Here is a 15,072-nt window from a genome sequence, read left to right as displayed (position 1 = left end):
GCTCATGGACTCAATGACCTCACAGGTCATGGCGGCCGTGACCTGCCGGTGGTCTACCCTTCAGCCAATGACCAAGGATCAGCCGTCGCGCGTGGGCGTCCTGCTGAGGGAGTGGCGACAGCGGCGCAGGCTCAGCCAGCTCGACCTCGCCCTCCTCGCCGACACCTCCGCCCGGCACCTGTCGTACGTCGAGACGGGCCGGGCGCGCCCCAGCAGGGAGATGGTGCTGCGCCTGTCGGAGGCGTTGGAGGTGCCTCTGCGCGAGCGCAACACCCTGCTGGTGGCCGCCGACTACGCGCCCGCCTACCGGGAGGGCCGCCTCAGCGACGAGGACATGGGCTCGGTCCGTGCCGTGCTCGACACCATGCTGACCGCGCACGAGCCGTACCCCGCCGTCGTCGTCGACCGGCTCTGGAACGTGGTGGCGGGAAACCGCGCCATGTCCGTGCTCATGGCCGGCATCCCGCCCCACCTGCAGGAGCCGCTGCCGAACGTCTTCCGGCTGACCCTCCACCCCGAGGGGCTCGCCCCGCATCTGGCGAACCTGGGCGAGGTCAGGTCGCACTTCCTCGACCGGCTGCGACGGCAGGTCAACGCCACCGGCGACGACGAGCTGCGCCTGCTGTACGAGGAGGTGCGCGGCTATCCCGCGCCGGCGGACGAGGAGGAGGGCACGGAGCTCGGGTCGAGCCCCTTCGAGGTGCCGCTGCGGATCCGCACGCCGTTCGGCGAGCTGTCGATGTTCGGCACGATGGCCACGTTCGGCGCCCCGGCCGACGTGACGCTGTCGGAGCTGGCGATCGAGTTGTTCTATCCGCTCGACGAGTTCACCGCCGAGGCCCTGCGCGCGCTGGCCGGGCCCGGCTGACCCGGCAGTGGCCGCCACGGCCGGTCCCGCGGTCGGGGTCGATCTCGTGAATGCCATGACATAACCGTGGATTGTCCCGCTGTTGCGGAGGCATCCGGGTATCCAGGCTGGAATCTGCGAAGGTATGGTGATTGCTTGTGACGACGTTCCGGATCAGCGAGGCCGCCGCCCTGCTCGGGGTCAGCTCCGACACCGTACGCCGATGGGTGGACGCGGGCCGGCTGGCGGCCGAGCGGGACGAGAACGGCCACCGGCGGGTGAAGGGCGCCGAGCTGGCCGCCTTCGCCCGCGCCCAGATCGAGGCGGAGGACGGCTCTGGACTGTCCTCGGCGCGTAACCGCTTCCGCGGCATCGTGACCGAGGTCATCAGGGACGCGGTGATGGCCCAGGTGGAGATCGCCGCGGGCCCCTACCGCGTGGTGTCGCTGATGAGCCGCCAGGCCGCCGACGAGCTGGACCTTCAGGTGGGGGTGGTGGCGGTCGCTGTGATCAAGTCCACCAACGTCGTCGTGGAGATCCCCGACCACACTCGCACTGTGAGTCAGTAAGGAGTCCTTGGTGCTCAGGCGTCAATCCAGGTGGGCCGTCGCCCTCCCCCTCGTCGTCGCTCTCGCGGGCCTGTCAGGCTGCGGTTCCAGCGGAACCGCCGCGCCTGCGGCCTCCGCGGCCGCCTCCGCCCCCTCCTCGCCCGCGGGCGGCGGCGCCACCACGGTCACGGTGTTCGCGGCCGCTTCGCTGACCGGCACGTTCACCGAACTCGGCAAGTCCTTCGAGACGGCCCACCCTGGCACGACGGTGAAGTTCAACTTCGGCTCCAGCGCCACGCTGGCCCAGCAGATCACCGCGGGCGCGCCCGCCGACGTGTTCGCCGCCGCCAGCCCCGCCACGATGAAGACCGTCACCGACGCGGGCCTGGCGAGCGCGCCGACCACGTTCGTGCGCAACAAGCTGGAGATCGCCGTGCCGGCCGACAACCCGGCCAAGGTCGACGACCTGAAGGACCTGACGGACGCGAAGGTCAAGGTGGCGCTCTGCGCCGAACAGGTGCCGTGCGGCGCCGCCGCCGTCAAGGCCCTGGACGCCGCGGGGCTGAAGGTCACCCCCGTCACGCTCGAACAGGACGTCAAGGCCACGCTCACCAAGGTCGAACTCGGCGAGGTCGACGCCGCCCTGGTCTACAAGACCGACGTGATCGCCTCGGGCGGCAAGGTGAAGGGCATCGCCTTCCCCGAGGCCGACAAGGCGATCAACGACTACCCGGTGGCGACGCTGTCCAAGGCGCCGGCGCCCGACCTGGCCAAGCAGTTCGTCGACCTGGTGCTGTCGGCCGAGGGCAAGGGTGTGCTGACGAAGGCCGGATTCGAGGCACCCTGACGCGATGACTCCCACCACCACGGCATCCGTCCAGGGCGCCGAGCGACGCCGAACCACCGGCCGCCTGCCATGGCTGCTGGTGGTACCCGCGGTGCTCGGTCTCGCGTTCCTGGTGCTGCCGCTGGCCGGTCTGCTGATCCGCGCGCCGTGGCCGACGCTGCTGGATCGCCTGTCCGAGCCGCAGGTGCTGGAGGCGCTGCGCCTGTCGCTGGTGACCTCGACGATCGCGACGGTCGTGTGCCTGCTGTTCGGCGTGCCGCTAGCCTGGCTGCTGGCCAGGGTCTCCTTCCCTGGCCGGCGGCTGGTGCGAGCCCTGGTCACCGTGCCGCTGGTGCTGCCGCCCGTGGTCGGCGGCGTCGCCCTGCTGCTGGTGCTGGGCAGGCGCGGCCTGATCGGGCAGTGGCTGGATGCCACCTTCGGCATCACGCTGCCCTTCACGACGACAGGCGTCGTCATCGCCGAGGCGTTCGTGGCGATGCCGTTCCTCGTGATCAGCGTCGAGGGCGCGCTGCGGGCCGCCGACCAGCGCTTCGAGGAGGCCGCGGCCACGCTCGGCGCTTCCCGCTGGACCATCTTCCGCCGCGTCACACTGCCGCTGATCATGCCCGGCGTCGTCGCGGGGGCGGTGCTGTGCTGGGCCAGGGCGCTGGGCGAGTTCGGCGCGACCATCACCTTCGCCGGCAACTTCCCCGGCACCACCAGGACGATGCCGCTGGCGGTCTATCTGGCGCTGGAGACCGAGCCGGAGGCGGCCATCGTGCTCAGCCTCGTCCTGCTGGCGGTCTCGGTGATCATCCTTGCCGGCCTTCGTGACAGGTGGGTGAGCAGCCCGTGACCCTGCGCGCGCGCCTGGTCGTCACCAGGGCGGCCTTCGGCCTCGACCTCCCGCTCGAGGTCGCGGCGGGAGAGGTCGTCGCCCTGCTCGGGCCCAACGGCGCCGGCAAGACCACCGCCCTGCGCGCCCTGGCGGGCCTGACGGGCCTGTCGGCCGGCGGGCACATCACGCTCGACGAGCGGCCACTGCACGGCGTGGCCGTCGAGCACCGCCCGATCGGCATGGTCTTCCAGGACTACCTGCTCTTCCCTCACCTGTCCGCGCTGGACAACGTCGCCTTCGGGCTGCGCTGCCGCGGCGAGGGCAAGGCCGCCTCCCGCCGTACGGCCCGCGCGTGGCTGGAACGCGTCGGCCTGGCGGGGCACGCCGGCGCCAGGCCCCGCCAGCTGTCCGGCGGGCAGGCCCAGCGCGTCGCCCTGGCCAGGGCGCTGGCCGTACGGCCCCGTCTGCTGCTGCTCGACGAGCCGCTCGCGGCGCTGGACGCGCACACCCGGCTGGAGATCCGCTCCCAGCTGCGCCACCACCTGGCGGACTTCGACGGCGCCACGGTCCTGGTGACCCACGACCCGCTGGACGCGATGGTGCTGGCCGACCGGCTCGTGGTCATCGAGGACGGCGCCGTCGTGCAGGAAGGTGCTCCGGCCGAGGTGGCCCGCAGGCCGCGCACCGACTATGTCGCGCGCCTGGTCGGCCTCAACTTCTACCGCGGCGCGGCCGAAGGGCATCGGGTCAAGGTCGGCGAGCTGCTGTTCAACACCACCGAGCAGCTCGAAGGGCCCGCCTTCGTCGCCTTCCCACCCTCCGCCGTGGCCCTCTACCGCTCGCGTCCCGACGGCAGCCCGCGCAATCTGTGGCAGGGCCGCATCCAGGGCATCGAACGGCACGGCGACAACGTCCGCGTCCATCTCGACGGGCCGATCATCGCGTTCGCCGACATCACCCCGGCCGCCGTGGCCGACCTGGACCTGACGCCCGGCCAGGGGATCTGGGCGTCGGTCAAGGCCACGGAGACCCACGCGTACCGGGCATGAACGCCATCTGCCTGGGCGGGCCGTGTCACGGTCTTCTGACGCAGATCGACCAGGAGGTCGGCACGCTGGCCGTCGTCGTTCCCCGCCGGTCGCCGTCCGAGCCCGTGATCCGGGCGCGTTACCGCATCACCAAGGAGCGGGTGCGCTACGTGGGGCAGGCCGAGCCGTACATCGCGCTGCACTGGGCGGACACCCCGCCTGCCTGCGCGTGTGATCGGTGAGCTGGCCCCACAGATGGTCGTCGGCGCAGATCCTGATCTCCGCGATCCTGCTGATGTGCCTGCCTCCGCACCGGTCGCCGGGCACCACCAGGTGAGGGCCCTGCTCGTCGAGGCCGTCGCCGTCCATGTGGACCCCGAGGACGGCGGCGGTGTTGCCGAACTCGGGGTCGATCTCGCCCCACGACAGTACGGCGTGGTGGCCGTCGCGGCCGGGTGCCGAGATCAGGAAGCGCAGCCGGTCCTTGCGCTCGAGCGGGTCGAAGCGGGGCTGCGCGGCCCTGGCGACGTCGAGGAGCAGCGGGCCGGTGAAGGAGTGCTGGCGCAGGCCCGAGGAGCTTCATCACATCTGCGATGGCTGATCGTGGTTTTCCTTTGCTGTTGCGGAGTGTCGCGGGCGCGGCCGATCCGTACAAGACCGAAGGCCGGGTGCGTGGGAAGGATGGAGTCATGGACATCGACAAGATCACCTCGTTCATGGCCGGTCATGCGCGGCCACTCGATCGCCGCCGCTTCGAGCTGCTGACCGGCACGGGCTCGCCGGAGGCCGCCCTGGCCGCGCTGGAGGGGTATCGCAACGACGACGGAGGGTACGGCTGGGGGCTCGAACCGGACCTGCGTTCGCCCGAGAGCCAACCGGGAGCGGCACTGCACGCCTTCGAGGTGTTCGAGCAGGCGCCCAGCCCGCGGGCGGCCGAGCTGTGCGACTGGCTGGAGACGGTGACGCTGCCCGACGGCGGGCTGCCGTTCGCGCTGCCGCTGACGGTCGAGGCCGCCACCGCACCGTGGTGGCGGGGCGCGGACCCCACGACGTCGTCGCTGCAGATCACGGCGGTGACGGCGGCCGCCGCGTGGCGCGCGGCCGCCCGCGACAGCGTGGTCGGCAGGCATCCGTGGCTGGCCCGCGCGACCACCTACTGCCTGGAGACCATCGCGTCCCTGAACGAGCGGCCGCACGCGTACGTGCTGGCGTTCGCCGTCCGTTTCCTCGACACCCAGCCCGAGCACGCCGCACTGCTCGACAGGCTGGGCGCGTTCGTCCCGCCGGACGGCGAGTTGCACGTCGAAGGCGGCACGGAGACGGAGATGCTGCGCCCGCTGGACTTCTCGCCCTACCCGGATCTGCCGTCGCGGCGGCTGTTCACGAAGGAGTCGGTGGACGCCGACCTGGACAGGCTGGCTGCTCTCCAGCAGGAGGACGGCGGCTGGACGGTCGACTACGCGACCATCTCGCCCGCGGGCGCGCTGGACTGGCGGGGCGCCATCACCGTCCACGCGGTCGACGTGCTGCGGCGCAACGGCAGGAGCTAGAAGGGGCACCGCCGGCCGTCCGCCGGGGGTCGCCGGCAGACCGTGGGGGCGGCATCACGCCGCGAGCGGTGCCCCGAACCATCGCGACAGGGCCGAGCGAAGGCCCTCGCGGTCGTCGGATCCGGGCCGGGGCGAGGCCGAGGCCCAGGCGATGTGGCAGTCCGGGCGCAGGAGCAGGGCGGTGACCGGCGGGGCAGGGTCGTGCGAGCGTGCCGTGACCGGGTCGTGGAGGCGGGCCGTGACGACGTCCACCCGGTCGCGCCATCCGAGCAGCTCCCCGGCGAGCGATCCCTCCTCGGTCAGGTCCAGCAGCAGCGGCCGGGCGTCCCTGGTCAGCTCGGCGAGCCGGACGCGCCAGGTTCCGGTGTCCAGCAGCAGGTCGGGGGCCCACTGGCCGACCAAGGGGTGGCCGTCGACCGCTCCGGTGTCGTAACGGATGTCGGCACCCGACATCATGTCGGCGATGTGCTGGACGTTGCGCCGGTCGCCGAGCAACTCGGTCCACAGCTCGCGCAGCGCCGTGACCTCGCCGCCCGGGGCGATCAGCGCCGACTGGGCCTGCGTGTGCATGACCACCCGTTCGGAGGCCGCCCGCCGCTCGGCCTCGTAGCTGTCCAGCAGTCCGGGCGGAGCCCAGCCGCGGATCTCGGCGGCGAGCTTCCAGCCCAGGTTGACCGCATCCTGCAGACCCAGGTTGAGCCCGGGCCCGCCGATCGCGCTGTGCACGTGCGCGGCGTCGCCGACCAGCAGGATCCTGCGCTCCCTGTACCGGTCGGCGATCCGCGTGTTGCCCCCGACCAACGTGCGCCGCAGGAAGGGGCCTTCGCCGTCAGGCTCGCCGAGCGGCAGGTCGGCGTCGAGTACCCGGCGGACGCTGGCACGCATCTCGTCCAGGGTCGGCGGCCGCTCGTCGCCGGGCAGGTCCTGGGGCCACTCCATCGTGGTCATCAGGGGCGGCTTGCCGGGCAACGGGGCGTACACGAACAGCCCGCGCTCGGTGCGGTGGTGCATGAACGGCGGGATGTGCCCGTAGCCGGGCACGTTCAGCCCGCCCGTGGCCGGATCGACCATCGAGTCCGGCACTGTGGCGTGCACGGTGCGGGAGACCGTGGCGTCCCTGCTCACTCCGGGGAAGCCGATGCCGGCCAGCTTGCGCGTCAGGCTGCTGCCGCCGTCCGCTCCGACCAGGAAGGCGGCCTCCATCCGGTAGGGTCCGGCCGGTCCCGCGACCTCGATCGTGACCGTGTCGTCCTGCTGCGACAGCCCGGTGATCTCGTGTCCCCTGCGGATCTCGATGCCGAGCTCGACCGCGCGCTCCTCCAGGACCTCTTCGATGCGAAGCTGCGGCACTTGTAGCAGATAGAGCGGATTGTCCTCCAGTACTCTCAGATCCAGCGGGAGCGCGCCGAACACGAAGCCCGGCGCGGGGTGCGGCGGCTCCTTCGAGCCGCTGAGGCGCTCGTACAGGCCGCGCCGTTCGAGCACCCGCACCACTTGGCCGACCAGGCCGTTGGCGCGGTTTTCCCTGGTGCGTTCGGGCAGTCGCTCCAGCACCACCGGCCGTACGCCGGCGAGGCTCAGTTCGCAGGCCAGCATCAGCCCGTTCGGGCCGCCTCCGGCGATCACGACATCGGCAGACATGGCATTCCTCCTTGAAAATGGGCATGGGGCATCGACCGGTGGTGTGCCGGTTGCTCACAGTGCGTTTGCTGGGTTCGCGTCAGGGGACGGGCAGCCCCTCCGACATCTGCCGGAGGGCGTCGGTCATGAGATCGGTGATCGGGGCGAGGGAGCCGGTGCGCATCCAGTGACCGGTGACCGCCCTGATGGTGGCCCCGACGGCGGCGGCCACCAGGTGGGGATACAGGTCGCGGACGAGGTCGGTCCCGGTGCGCTCCGCGATGGCGGCGGCCAGCTCGGCCTCGGCCTGGGCCTCGGCCTTGTAGATCTCACCCTGCAGGACCGGCTCGGCGAACATCAGGCGGAGCCCGGAGATCCACTGCTGGACGTCGACGTCCTCCATGTCGGCTTCCTGTCCCAGCCCGAACCGGGTCAGGGCGGCATTGGCGATCGCCTCCCAGAGCGGCTCGGTCGCTGGCCGGGTGCGCAGTTCCTCCGTGATCTGCCGGGCGCGCTCCAGATGCCGGAAGGCGATCGCCTCGCCCTTGCTGGAGAAGTAGTTGTTGAACGTGCGGGGCGAGACGCCGGCCTCGGCCGCGATGTCCTCCACGCGGACGTTGTCCAGCCCCCGCTCCGCGCAGAGGCGGATGGCCGCCCAGCTCAACGCGATGCGGGTCTCGCGCTTCTTTCGCTCGCGCAGTCCTTCGCGCACGCCCTCGATGCTCACACGACCACAGTACACAATCTTGCGCGATGCGCAAAGATGCGCGACCGGCAAGTTTTTGCCGTGGTGACCTGCCCCGGTTTCAGCGTCAGCCGGCGGGGGCGCCCTACGTCAATCGAGCCGTCGTATCGCCCGGCCCGTTGCTCAGCGCGTCCGAACCAGGTTCAGGGCTGTGGTGGCCGGCGAGCAGGAGTGCGGCTTCCTCTTCGGTGACAGCACGTTCGAGCTCGGCATAGCCGCCGTGCGTGCCGCGGACGATGACGCCGGTCTCCACCCCGTGCGTGACGGTGTGCCGGTCGCGCTCCTGCAGGCCCAGGCAGATCCGGTAGGCGATCAGGTGACCCAGCACCGGTCCCGCGAAGATCGCGACGCGGAAGAACCAGGTGGTGGCGTACAGCGAGACGCCGAAGGCGGAGGCCAGGACGTCGTTGCCGCCGGCGGCCCAGAGGATGCCGTAATACACGATGCCGGCGACCCCGAGGCCGGTGCGCCACGGCACGTCACGTGGCCGGTCGAGCAGGTTGTGCACGCGGGTGTCCCCGGTGAAGCGGCGCTCCAGCATCGGGTAGACGGCCAGGCCGGTGAACAGCAGGCCGGGAGCGATCAGCGCGGGGATGAGCAGGCTGAGCGTCAGCGTGTGGCCGAAGACGGTGATCTCCCAGCCGGGCATGATGCGCAGGGCGCCCTCCAGGAAGCCCATGTACCAGTCGGGCTGGGAGCCTGAACTGACCACGCTGGGACGAGCGGGACCGTACAGCCAGATCGGGTTGATCTGGAAGAGCGTGGCCAGCAGGGCGACGGCCGCGAACGTGAACAGGAAGAACGCCGTCGTCTTCGCGATGAAGGCGGGGAAGAACGGCGCGCCCCTGACCACCCGGTTGGACAGGCCCTTGGCCCGGAACTGGGTGTGCGTCTGCCGCCAGGTCAGCACCACCGCGTGCAGCGGGATGAGGGCCAGCAGCAGGGCCGGGATCAGCAGCGTGTGGATGCTGAACAGGCGCGAGACGATGTCGTCGCTCGGATACTCGCCGCCGAACAGGAACATCGCGGCGTGGGTGCCCACCAGCGGCACCGACAGGATGGTGGCGTGCAGGATGCGCAGCCCCGCACCGGACAAAGCGTCATCGGGCAGCGAGTAGCCGAACAGCCCGTTGAGCAGCACCAGTGTGAACAGCACGACGCCGATCACCCAGTTCAGGTCGCGTGGTTTGCGGAAGGCGCCGGTGAAGAAGTTGCGCAGCATGTGGACACAGATCGCGGCCAGGAAGACCAGGGTGGACCAGTGGTGCAGTTGGCGCATCAGCAGCCCCGCGCGCACGTCGAAACTGATCTCCAGGCTGGAGGCGTAGGCCTCGCTCATCACGACCCCGCGCAGCGGCACGTAGGAGCCGTCGTAGACCACCTCGGTCATGCTCGGCTTGAAGAAGAAGCTGAGGAAGACGCCGGTCAGCAAGACGATGAGGAAGGCGTACAGGGCGATCTCGCCGAGCAGGAACGTCCAGTGATCGGGGAAGACCTTCCGCATCGCCTTGTTCAGCCATCCCGCGCCGCCGACCCGCTCGTCCAGCGCCTTGGCCAGCCCGCTTGCCTTCATCGCTTCTCCTCGGTGAGATGCAGTGGCGTCGACGACGCGGGAGCCGGGTGCTCCGCCGAGGCGGCAGCGCGTTGACGAGCCAGTCGTTGACGATGGCCATGCGGTTGGCCGGGATGGTGAACAGGCGGTAGGCGCGGGTCGCCGCTTTGGCGGCGATGCCGGAAAGCGGGATACCCAGCGGGTCTGCCGCCGCCTGCCGGCCGCCCAGGTCCACGGCGACGCCACGGTTGTCGTGCCGGTAGGGCTTGCGCCTGCCGTAACCGAGGGATGCGGCGACGTTGCGGCCTGCCAGCCTGCCCTGCCGTACGGCGTGCCGGCCGCTCATCGGGGTGATCCTGCCGGGTCTGGTGAGGTCGGGGACGGCCGCGGCGTCCCCGCAGACGGAGATCTCGGGGTGGCCCGGCACGGTGAGGTACTCATCGACCCTGATCCGCCCCTGCTCGACCGCCAGCCCGAGCCCGTTGATCAGGGGGTCGGGCCGAACGCCGAAGCTCCAGACGATCGTCCGTGTGGGGACGAACTCGCCGTCGGTCAGCCGTAGTCCACCAGTGGTGACCTGTCCGACCGAGGTGCGGGTCCGCACGTCCACACCCCGTCGTCGCAGCACTCGCGTCGCGGTTCTGGACAGGTGGGGATGCATGTCGGGCAGCAGGTGCTCGGCGGGCTCGGCCAGGATCCACCGGATCGACCGTCCTTCGAGAAGGGAGTGGCGGCGTGCGATCTGCCTGGACATGAGCTGCCCGGCCGCGGCGATCTCCGTGCCGGCGTGTCCCGCGCCGACCACGACGAACGTGCTGCGTGCGGCGCGTTCGGTGGCGTTGTCGCTGGTGGCGGCCAGATAGAGCTGGCGCAGGATGTGATCGCGCAGGTCGAGGGCATCGGCGACGTCGTGGAAGCCGAAGCTGTGCGCCGAGACCTCCGAGACCGGCCGGACTTTGGTGACGCTGCCGACGGTGACGATGAGCCGGTCGTAGTCGAGCCGGCCCGCGACGTCGTCGGCGTCGACGTAGTGAACGCGCCGGCAGGCGGTGTCGACGCGGTTGACGGTGCCGAGGACGACGCGCACATCGCGCAGCGTTCTGAGCGGTACCGTGACCCGGCTCGGCTCGAGGTTCCCCGCGGCCACGTCGGGCAGCAGGGGCAGGCAGAGCGTGAAGTCGGTCGGGTTCACCAGCACCACCTCCGCTCTGTCCCGCATACGGCGAGACAGAGCGGAGGCGGCGTGGTAGCCGGCGAGCCCGGCTCCGACGATCACGACACGTGGCGGCCGCATGGCGTGTCAGCCCAGGACCGGGCAGTGGACCACGTCGCGCGGGTCACGGGGCCACTCGATCGCACGCGGCCTCGTGAACGCCTGACTCCAGGAGGCCCGCGAGCCGTTCTCGCCGCCGGGCAGGAGACCCTGGCCCTGACCCGCCCGTCGTGGCTCGCTGTGCATGCTGCTTGCTCCCGCACCGGTGAGAAGGGCGGATGGCGTCATGTTCTCTCCACATGGGCTCGGTCGGGGAGTCGGTCTCCCGGTCGCATCGGCTGGATTCGGGGGTTTACCTCCAAGACGTCTCGCGAGGACGGAATGTGACACTCGGGATGAGCGCGAACGGCCGGCAGGGCGTTTCGAGGAGACCGGCCCGGTGATCGGTGCGGTCAGGCTAGGTGCCGACGCTTTGGTAGTGGCGCAGCTGGCGTGTCCAGATGAGGTAGGCCACCGCGAACAGCGCGACGCCCAGAAGGGGGCTGGCGTAGGCGAGCGGCATGACCAGCTTGCCCAGCACGACGCCGGCGGGCACGTAGGCGACGAACGCGACGGGCAGCACGTAGGTCAGCAGCCACTGGGTGACGCCGCCGAAGACGCTCATCGGGTAGGAGCCGAACTTGCTGAACACGTCGTCGACGAACACCTTCAGCGCGAACGTGTCGAGCATCCGCAGCGCCATCGACGACAGCGCCAGGAAGAAGGAGGCCTCCACCAGCGCGCCACCGACGACGGCGGCCGCGCAGAAGGCGACGAGGCCAGGCGTCCACGCCACGTCGGCGGCGCCGGCCGCGACGACCAGAAGGACCACGCCGACCAGCAGGTCGCCGAGCTGTCCCACACCCATGCGTTTGGTCATGAGCTGGACGAGCGGGTTGAGCGGGCGCAGCAGGATCCTGTCGAACTCGCCCTCGCGCACGAGCCAGTCGATGCCGATCAGGCTGCTCAGCGGGAGCATGCAGAGCGCGTGGGCGGTCAGGCGCAGGCCGTACAGGAAGGCGATCTGGGGCAGGCTCCACCCCGCCATCGCGGGGAAGGTGTGCATGATCACCCAGATGAAGGCGAAGCCGCTGCCCTGGTAGATCGCGCCGGTCAGGATGCTGATGACGGTGTTGAGCCGGTACTGCATGGCGCCGCGCATGGTGGCGCGCTGCAGCCGCCAGTACAGGCGCAGCGTGCGGGTCAGCTCAGCCACCGTTGATCACCACCCTGCGGTGTGCGACCCGCCACACCGCCCAGAGCAGGGCGCTGAGCGCCGCGATCCACGCGAGTTCGACCAGGAGCGCGCGGACGATCTCCGCACCGGACAGCCGGCCGACGTAGATGGCGGCGGGCACGTAGCCCATGTACTTGAACGGAAGCGCCTCCGCCAGCGTGCGCAGCGCCCCCGGGAAGAATGTCAGCGGGACCATCGTGCCCGCGAAGAACTGGCTGACCAGGCGGTACAGCAGCGAAATGGCGCCGGTCTCCATCGTCCAGAAGCCGATCAGGCAGATCAGCAGCGCCATCAGCACGCCGACGACGTAGCCGAGGGCCAGGGTCACCGCGTACGGCAGCGCGTGCGCCGTCGGCGTGATCGAGCCGACCAGCAGCACCACCGGCACGACCGGCGCGAGCAGCAGCACCGCCCCTGCCGTGTGGCCCGCCTGGAAGGCCGCCATCTGCGGGAGGTAGCCGACGGGCCTGGCCAGGTCGAAGAACACCATCCCGGTGCGGATCCTGAAGTGGGCGATCCGCGTGATGATCGGCATGGTGGCGAACGTCTGCAGGTTGGCGAGCGTGAGGTAGGCAAGCAGCGCCTCCAGCGTGAGGCCCATGGCCTGCTGGCGCTGGCCGTACACCGAGGTCCACACCATGCGCAGGAGGAAGACCTGCGCGATCAGCGTCAGCGACGTCATGATGACCTCGCTGCGGTAGGCGAGCTGGAAGCGCAGCCCGATGCGGGCCATGCCGCGTAAGGACCGGATCATGCGGCGTAGATCCTTTTGATCACGCTCTCCAGGTCGGGCTCCTCGATCGACAGGTCGCGGATGGTGTGCGCGGCCAGCAGGTCGGGAACCTCCAGCCCTTCGGTGAGCTCGTAGGCGTGGCTGCCGTCGTCGGCGTGCACGACCAGGCGGCGGGGCGGCGCGTAGGCGCTGACCAGGGCGTCGATGCCGCCGTCGTAGAGCACCTTGCCCTTGTCGATCAGGATGATCCGCTTGCACAGCGCCTCGACGTCGGCCAGGTCGTGGGTGGTCAGCAGCACGGTCGTGCGCCCTGCCCTGTTGGTGTCGACGATGAACTCGCGCACCGCCTGCTTGGCCAGCACGTCGAGGCCGACGGTGGGCTCGTCGAGGTAGAGGATGGGCGGCTCGTACAGCATCGCGGCCGCCAGGTCGCCGCGCATGCGCTGGCCGAGGCTCAGCTGCCTGACGGGGGTGTCGAGGAAGTCGTCGAGCCCGAGCAGGTCGCGCATCCTCTTCAGCGAGGAGGCGAAGCGGGGGGCAGGGACGTCGTAGAGGTCGCCGACCAGGCGCAGCGACTCGATGAGCGGCAGGTCCCACCACAGCTGGCTGCGCTGGCCGAAGACGACGCCGACGGATCGGGCGTTCGCGTTGCGCTCGCGCCAGGGCACCCGTCCGGCGACCTCGACGACTCCGCTGGTGGGGGTGAGGATGCCGGTCAGCATCTTGACGGTGGTGGACTTGCCGGCGCCGTTCGGGCCGAGATAGCCGACCACCTCTCCTTCGGCGATGTCGAAGGAGATGCCGTCCACGGCGGTGCGTTCGTCGTACTGGCGGGTCAGAAGTGTACGGATGGCGCCCAGCGGACCGGTGAAGGTCCGAGGGCGGCGGAAGACCTTGGTCAACCTCTCGACTCGGATCACCCGACAATATCTTTCAGATCCGCATCGGGGACGGCAAATAGTTTCTGCTCGTGTCAGCGTTTATGGTTGACGGAGTAACGGTGCGGCAAATCATTCGGGGCGTCTGGTGTCTGATCTTGCGTGGGTAGAGCGGATTCGAGCGGAGTTCGCGCATTGGGTGCTTGAGCTGCCCGCCGAACACCCCGGTGTCGGCGCGCTCCTCGACCAGCACGTGGCGGCCGTACGGCACGCCATCCGCTCCATCGGTGCGCATGTGGGCCACACGTCGCTGCTCAGCTACCTGATCGGCTTCTGGGACGGCGCGCACGAGAAAGGGTGGCGGGCCCCCGAACCCGGCCACCCTCTCGATTTCGCGACGCTGCGGATGAGCGCTGTGTGCCTGATGCTCGCGCCCGCGCAGGCCGCCTGACCTGAGCCGCCTTCCGCGGCACTGGAGCGGTTACAGAGGAGGCGGCTCCCCCGGGCGTGACTGGTAGCCGCCGGCCTCGCCGGGGCGTGACTGGTAGCCGCCGGGTGCGGGCTGCGCCGACTCCGGCGCGCCGGTCCGGGCGCCGGCGGGAGGCCGGGCGGGTGCCTCGGTGCCCGCGATGGCGTCCTGGCGTCCGCGGTCGTAGGCCGCCGCCTCGGTGCGGATGGCGCCGGTCTCGGCCTCCGCCCTGTGCAGCCAGCCCTCCCAGCGCTGCTGCATCGGCTTGACCAGGCCGCCGCCGAGTCCGACGATCAGGATGCCTGCCACCGTGGCCAGGAAGGCGATCAGGACCGGCATCGTGACGGTGGTGGCGATCTCGACCTGGTTGAGCGCGGCGATCACACCGAGGGCGATGATGAACACCTGCGCGATCGTCGCGAGCAGGCGGCCGTAGGACAGGCCGGCCAGCGCCGCGCCGACGATGTCCTTGACCGCGTTGGCGATCGCGGCGGCCACGACGACGATGATGATCGCGACCGCGGCCTTGGGCAGCCAGGCCACCACGCCGCCGAGCAGCGCGCTGATCGGGTTGGGTCCGAACACCGAGAACGAGATCTGCAGCGTGATCAGCAGCACCGCGTAGTAGATGAGCTTCGCGATGAGGCTCGAGGCGTCATAGCGGCTGCGCTCCATCATCCGGCCGATGCCGCCGCGCTCGACCCATCGATCGAACCCGACGCGTTCCAGTCCCTTCTCGACGGCCTTCTGCAGCAGCTTGGCTATCAGCCAGCCGATCACCAGGATCACCAGGAACGCGATGAACTTGGGTACGAAGGTGACGATCGCCGTCCAGGCGTCGACCAGTCCCCTTCTCCAATCGTCAGGATTCATGGCTCAGGTTCCCCCCTCCAGCCTTGTGTTCCGCCTGGCAGGAGGAAACCTGCCCCTCCGTCCGGTGACTATGCGC

At 70.4% G+C, this 15,072-nt stretch carries 16 protein-coding genes and 1 pseudogene; 9 read left to right on the top strand and 8 right to left on the bottom strand.

Features of this window, described 5'->3' with window-relative positions:
* Positions 1-67 precede the first annotated feature (67 nt).
* From ACFSKW_RS12715 to ACFSKW_RS12680, 8 genes are all read left to right on the top strand, one after another.
* Positions 68-868 (top strand): helix-turn-helix domain-containing protein, encoded by an 801-nt coding sequence (locus tag ACFSKW_RS12715; protein ID WP_379572397.1) that lies wholly within the window; start codon positions 68-70, stop codon positions 866-868.
* 137 nt (positions 869-1,005) lie between these two features.
* Positions 1,006-1,416, top strand: coding sequence for a TOBE domain-containing protein (locus ACFSKW_RS12710; protein WP_358141251.1), 411 nt, complete (start codon positions 1,006-1,008; stop codon positions 1,414-1,416).
* Between the two features lie 7 nt (positions 1,417-1,423).
* Positions 1,424-2,242 (top strand): molybdate ABC transporter substrate-binding protein, encoded by an 819-nt coding sequence (modA, locus tag ACFSKW_RS12705; RefSeq protein ID WP_379572396.1) that lies wholly within the window; start codon positions 1,424-1,426, stop codon positions 2,240-2,242.
* Positions 2,243-2,246: 4 nt separating this feature from the next.
* Positions 2,247-3,077, top strand: coding sequence for an ABC transporter permease (locus ACFSKW_RS12700; RefSeq protein ID WP_379572395.1), 831 nt, complete (start codon positions 2,247-2,249; stop codon positions 3,075-3,077).
* A complete protein-coding gene (locus ACFSKW_RS12695) occupies positions 3,074-4,108 on the top strand; it encodes an ABC transporter ATP-binding protein (RefSeq protein WP_379572394.1) in 1,035 nt (344 codons plus the stop codon). The genes ACFSKW_RS12700 and ACFSKW_RS12695 overlap by 4 nt, the downstream gene beginning before the upstream one ends.
* On the top strand, positions 4,105-4,329 hold the full coding sequence (locus ACFSKW_RS12690) for a hypothetical protein (protein ID WP_379572393.1): 225 nt from the start codon (positions 4,105-4,107) through the stop codon (positions 4,327-4,329). Before ACFSKW_RS12695 ends, ACFSKW_RS12690 begins: the two co-directional genes overlap by 4 nt.
* Positions 4,319-4,852, top strand: coding sequence for a hypothetical protein (locus ACFSKW_RS12685; RefSeq protein WP_379572392.1), 534 nt, complete (start codon positions 4,319-4,321; stop codon positions 4,850-4,852). The genes ACFSKW_RS12690 and ACFSKW_RS12685 overlap by 11 nt, the downstream gene beginning before the upstream one ends.
* On the top strand, positions 4,777-5,637 hold the full coding sequence (locus ACFSKW_RS12680) for a hypothetical protein (protein ID WP_379572391.1): 861 nt from the start codon (positions 4,777-4,779) through the stop codon (positions 5,635-5,637). Before ACFSKW_RS12685 ends, ACFSKW_RS12680 begins: the two co-directional genes overlap by 76 nt.
* A 54-nt stretch (positions 5,638-5,691) precedes the next feature.
* Here the strand turns inward: ACFSKW_RS12680 and ACFSKW_RS12675 are convergent, their stop codons facing one another.
* From ACFSKW_RS12675 to ACFSKW_RS12645, 7 genes and pseudogenes are all read right to left on the bottom strand, one after another.
* On the bottom strand, positions 5,692-7,278 hold the full coding sequence (locus ACFSKW_RS12675; RefSeq protein WP_379572390.1) for an FAD-dependent monooxygenase: 1,587 nt from the start codon (positions 7,276-7,278) through the stop codon (positions 5,692-5,694).
* A 79-nt stretch (positions 7,279-7,357) separates the two neighbouring features.
* Entirely contained in the window at positions 7,358-7,984 is a 627-nt protein-coding gene (locus ACFSKW_RS12670) for a TetR/AcrR family transcriptional regulator (protein ID WP_379572389.1), read from the bottom strand.
* A 103-nt stretch (positions 7,985-8,087) separates the two neighbouring features.
* Positions 8,088-9,575 (bottom strand): cytochrome bc1 complex cytochrome b subunit, encoded by a 1,488-nt coding sequence (gene qcrB / locus ACFSKW_RS12665; protein ID WP_379572388.1) that lies wholly within the window; start codon positions 9,573-9,575, stop codon positions 8,088-8,090.
* A gap of 355 nt (positions 9,576-9,930) precedes the next feature.
* Positions 9,931-10,848 (bottom strand): annotated as a pseudogene (locus ACFSKW_RS12660) (NAD(P)/FAD-dependent oxidoreductase); the annotation flags it as partial.
* A gap of 376 nt (positions 10,849-11,224) precedes the next feature.
* Positions 11,225-12,022, bottom strand: a complete 798-nt coding sequence (locus ACFSKW_RS12655) for an ABC transporter permease (protein WP_379572387.1) — start codon at positions 12,020-12,022, stop codon at positions 11,225-11,227.
* Entirely contained in the window at positions 12,015-12,797 is a 783-nt protein-coding gene (locus ACFSKW_RS12650; protein WP_379572386.1) for an ABC transporter permease, read from the bottom strand. Before ACFSKW_RS12650 ends, ACFSKW_RS12655 begins: the two co-directional genes overlap by 8 nt.
* Positions 12,794-13,696, bottom strand: a complete 903-nt coding sequence (locus ACFSKW_RS12645; protein ID WP_379572385.1) for an ABC transporter ATP-binding protein — start codon at positions 13,694-13,696, stop codon at positions 12,794-12,796. The genes ACFSKW_RS12650 and ACFSKW_RS12645 overlap by 4 nt, the downstream gene beginning before the upstream one ends.
* Positions 13,697-13,853: 157 nt before the next feature.
* On the opposite strand from ACFSKW_RS12645, the gene ACFSKW_RS12640 reads away from it, so the two are divergent.
* Positions 13,854-14,105, top strand: a complete 252-nt coding sequence (locus tag ACFSKW_RS12640) for a DUF6401 family natural product biosynthesis protein (protein WP_379572384.1) — start codon at positions 13,854-13,856, stop codon at positions 14,103-14,105.
* A gap of 30 nt (positions 14,106-14,135) precedes the next feature.
* Here ACFSKW_RS12640 and ACFSKW_RS12635 read toward each other — a convergent pair whose 3' ends face one another.
* Positions 14,136-14,996 carry a mechanosensitive ion channel family protein gene (locus ACFSKW_RS12635; RefSeq protein ID WP_379572383.1) on the bottom strand — a complete coding sequence of 287 codons (861 nt, stop codon included), beginning with the start codon at positions 14,994-14,996 and terminating at the stop codon, positions 14,136-14,138.
* Positions 14,997-15,072: the final 76 nt, after the last annotated feature.

The sequence above is a fragment of the Nonomuraea mangrovi genome, assembly GCF_042681425.1.
Lineage (GTDB): Bacteria > Actinomycetota > Actinomycetes > Streptosporangiales > Streptosporangiaceae > Nonomuraea > Nonomuraea mangrovi.
Note: the sequence above shows the minus strand (reverse complement) of the source record. Positions and strands in the feature narration are given on the sequence as shown.

Coding starts and splice junctions, on each gene's coding strand:
- ACFSKW_RS12715 (WP_379572397.1), top strand. CDS start 68: ATGACCAAGGATCAGCCGTCGCGCGTGGGCGTCCTGCTGAGGGAGTGG.
- ACFSKW_RS12700 (WP_379572395.1), top strand. CDS start 2,247: ATGACTCCCACCACCACGGCATCCGTCCAGGGCGCCGAGCGACGCCGA.
- ACFSKW_RS12690 (WP_379572393.1), top strand. CDS start 4,105: ATGAACGCCATCTGCCTGGGCGGGCCGTGTCACGGTCTTCTGACGCAG.
- ACFSKW_RS12680 (WP_379572391.1), top strand. CDS start 4,777: ATGGACATCGACAAGATCACCTCGTTCATGGCCGGTCATGCGCGGCCA.
- ACFSKW_RS12675 (WP_379572390.1), bottom strand. CDS start 7,278: ATGTCTGCCGATGTCGTGATCGCCGGAGGCGGCCCGAACGGGCTGATG.
- qcrB (WP_379572388.1), bottom strand. CDS start 9,575: ATGAAGGCAAGCGGGCTGGCCAAGGCGCTGGACGAGCGGGTCGGCGGC.
- ACFSKW_RS12650 (WP_379572386.1), bottom strand. CDS start 12,797: ATGATCCGGTCCTTACGCGGCATGGCCCGCATCGGGCTGCGCTTCCAG.
- ACFSKW_RS12635 (WP_379572383.1), bottom strand. CDS start 14,996: ATGAATCCTGACGATTGGAGAAGGGGACTGGTCGACGCCTGGACGGCG.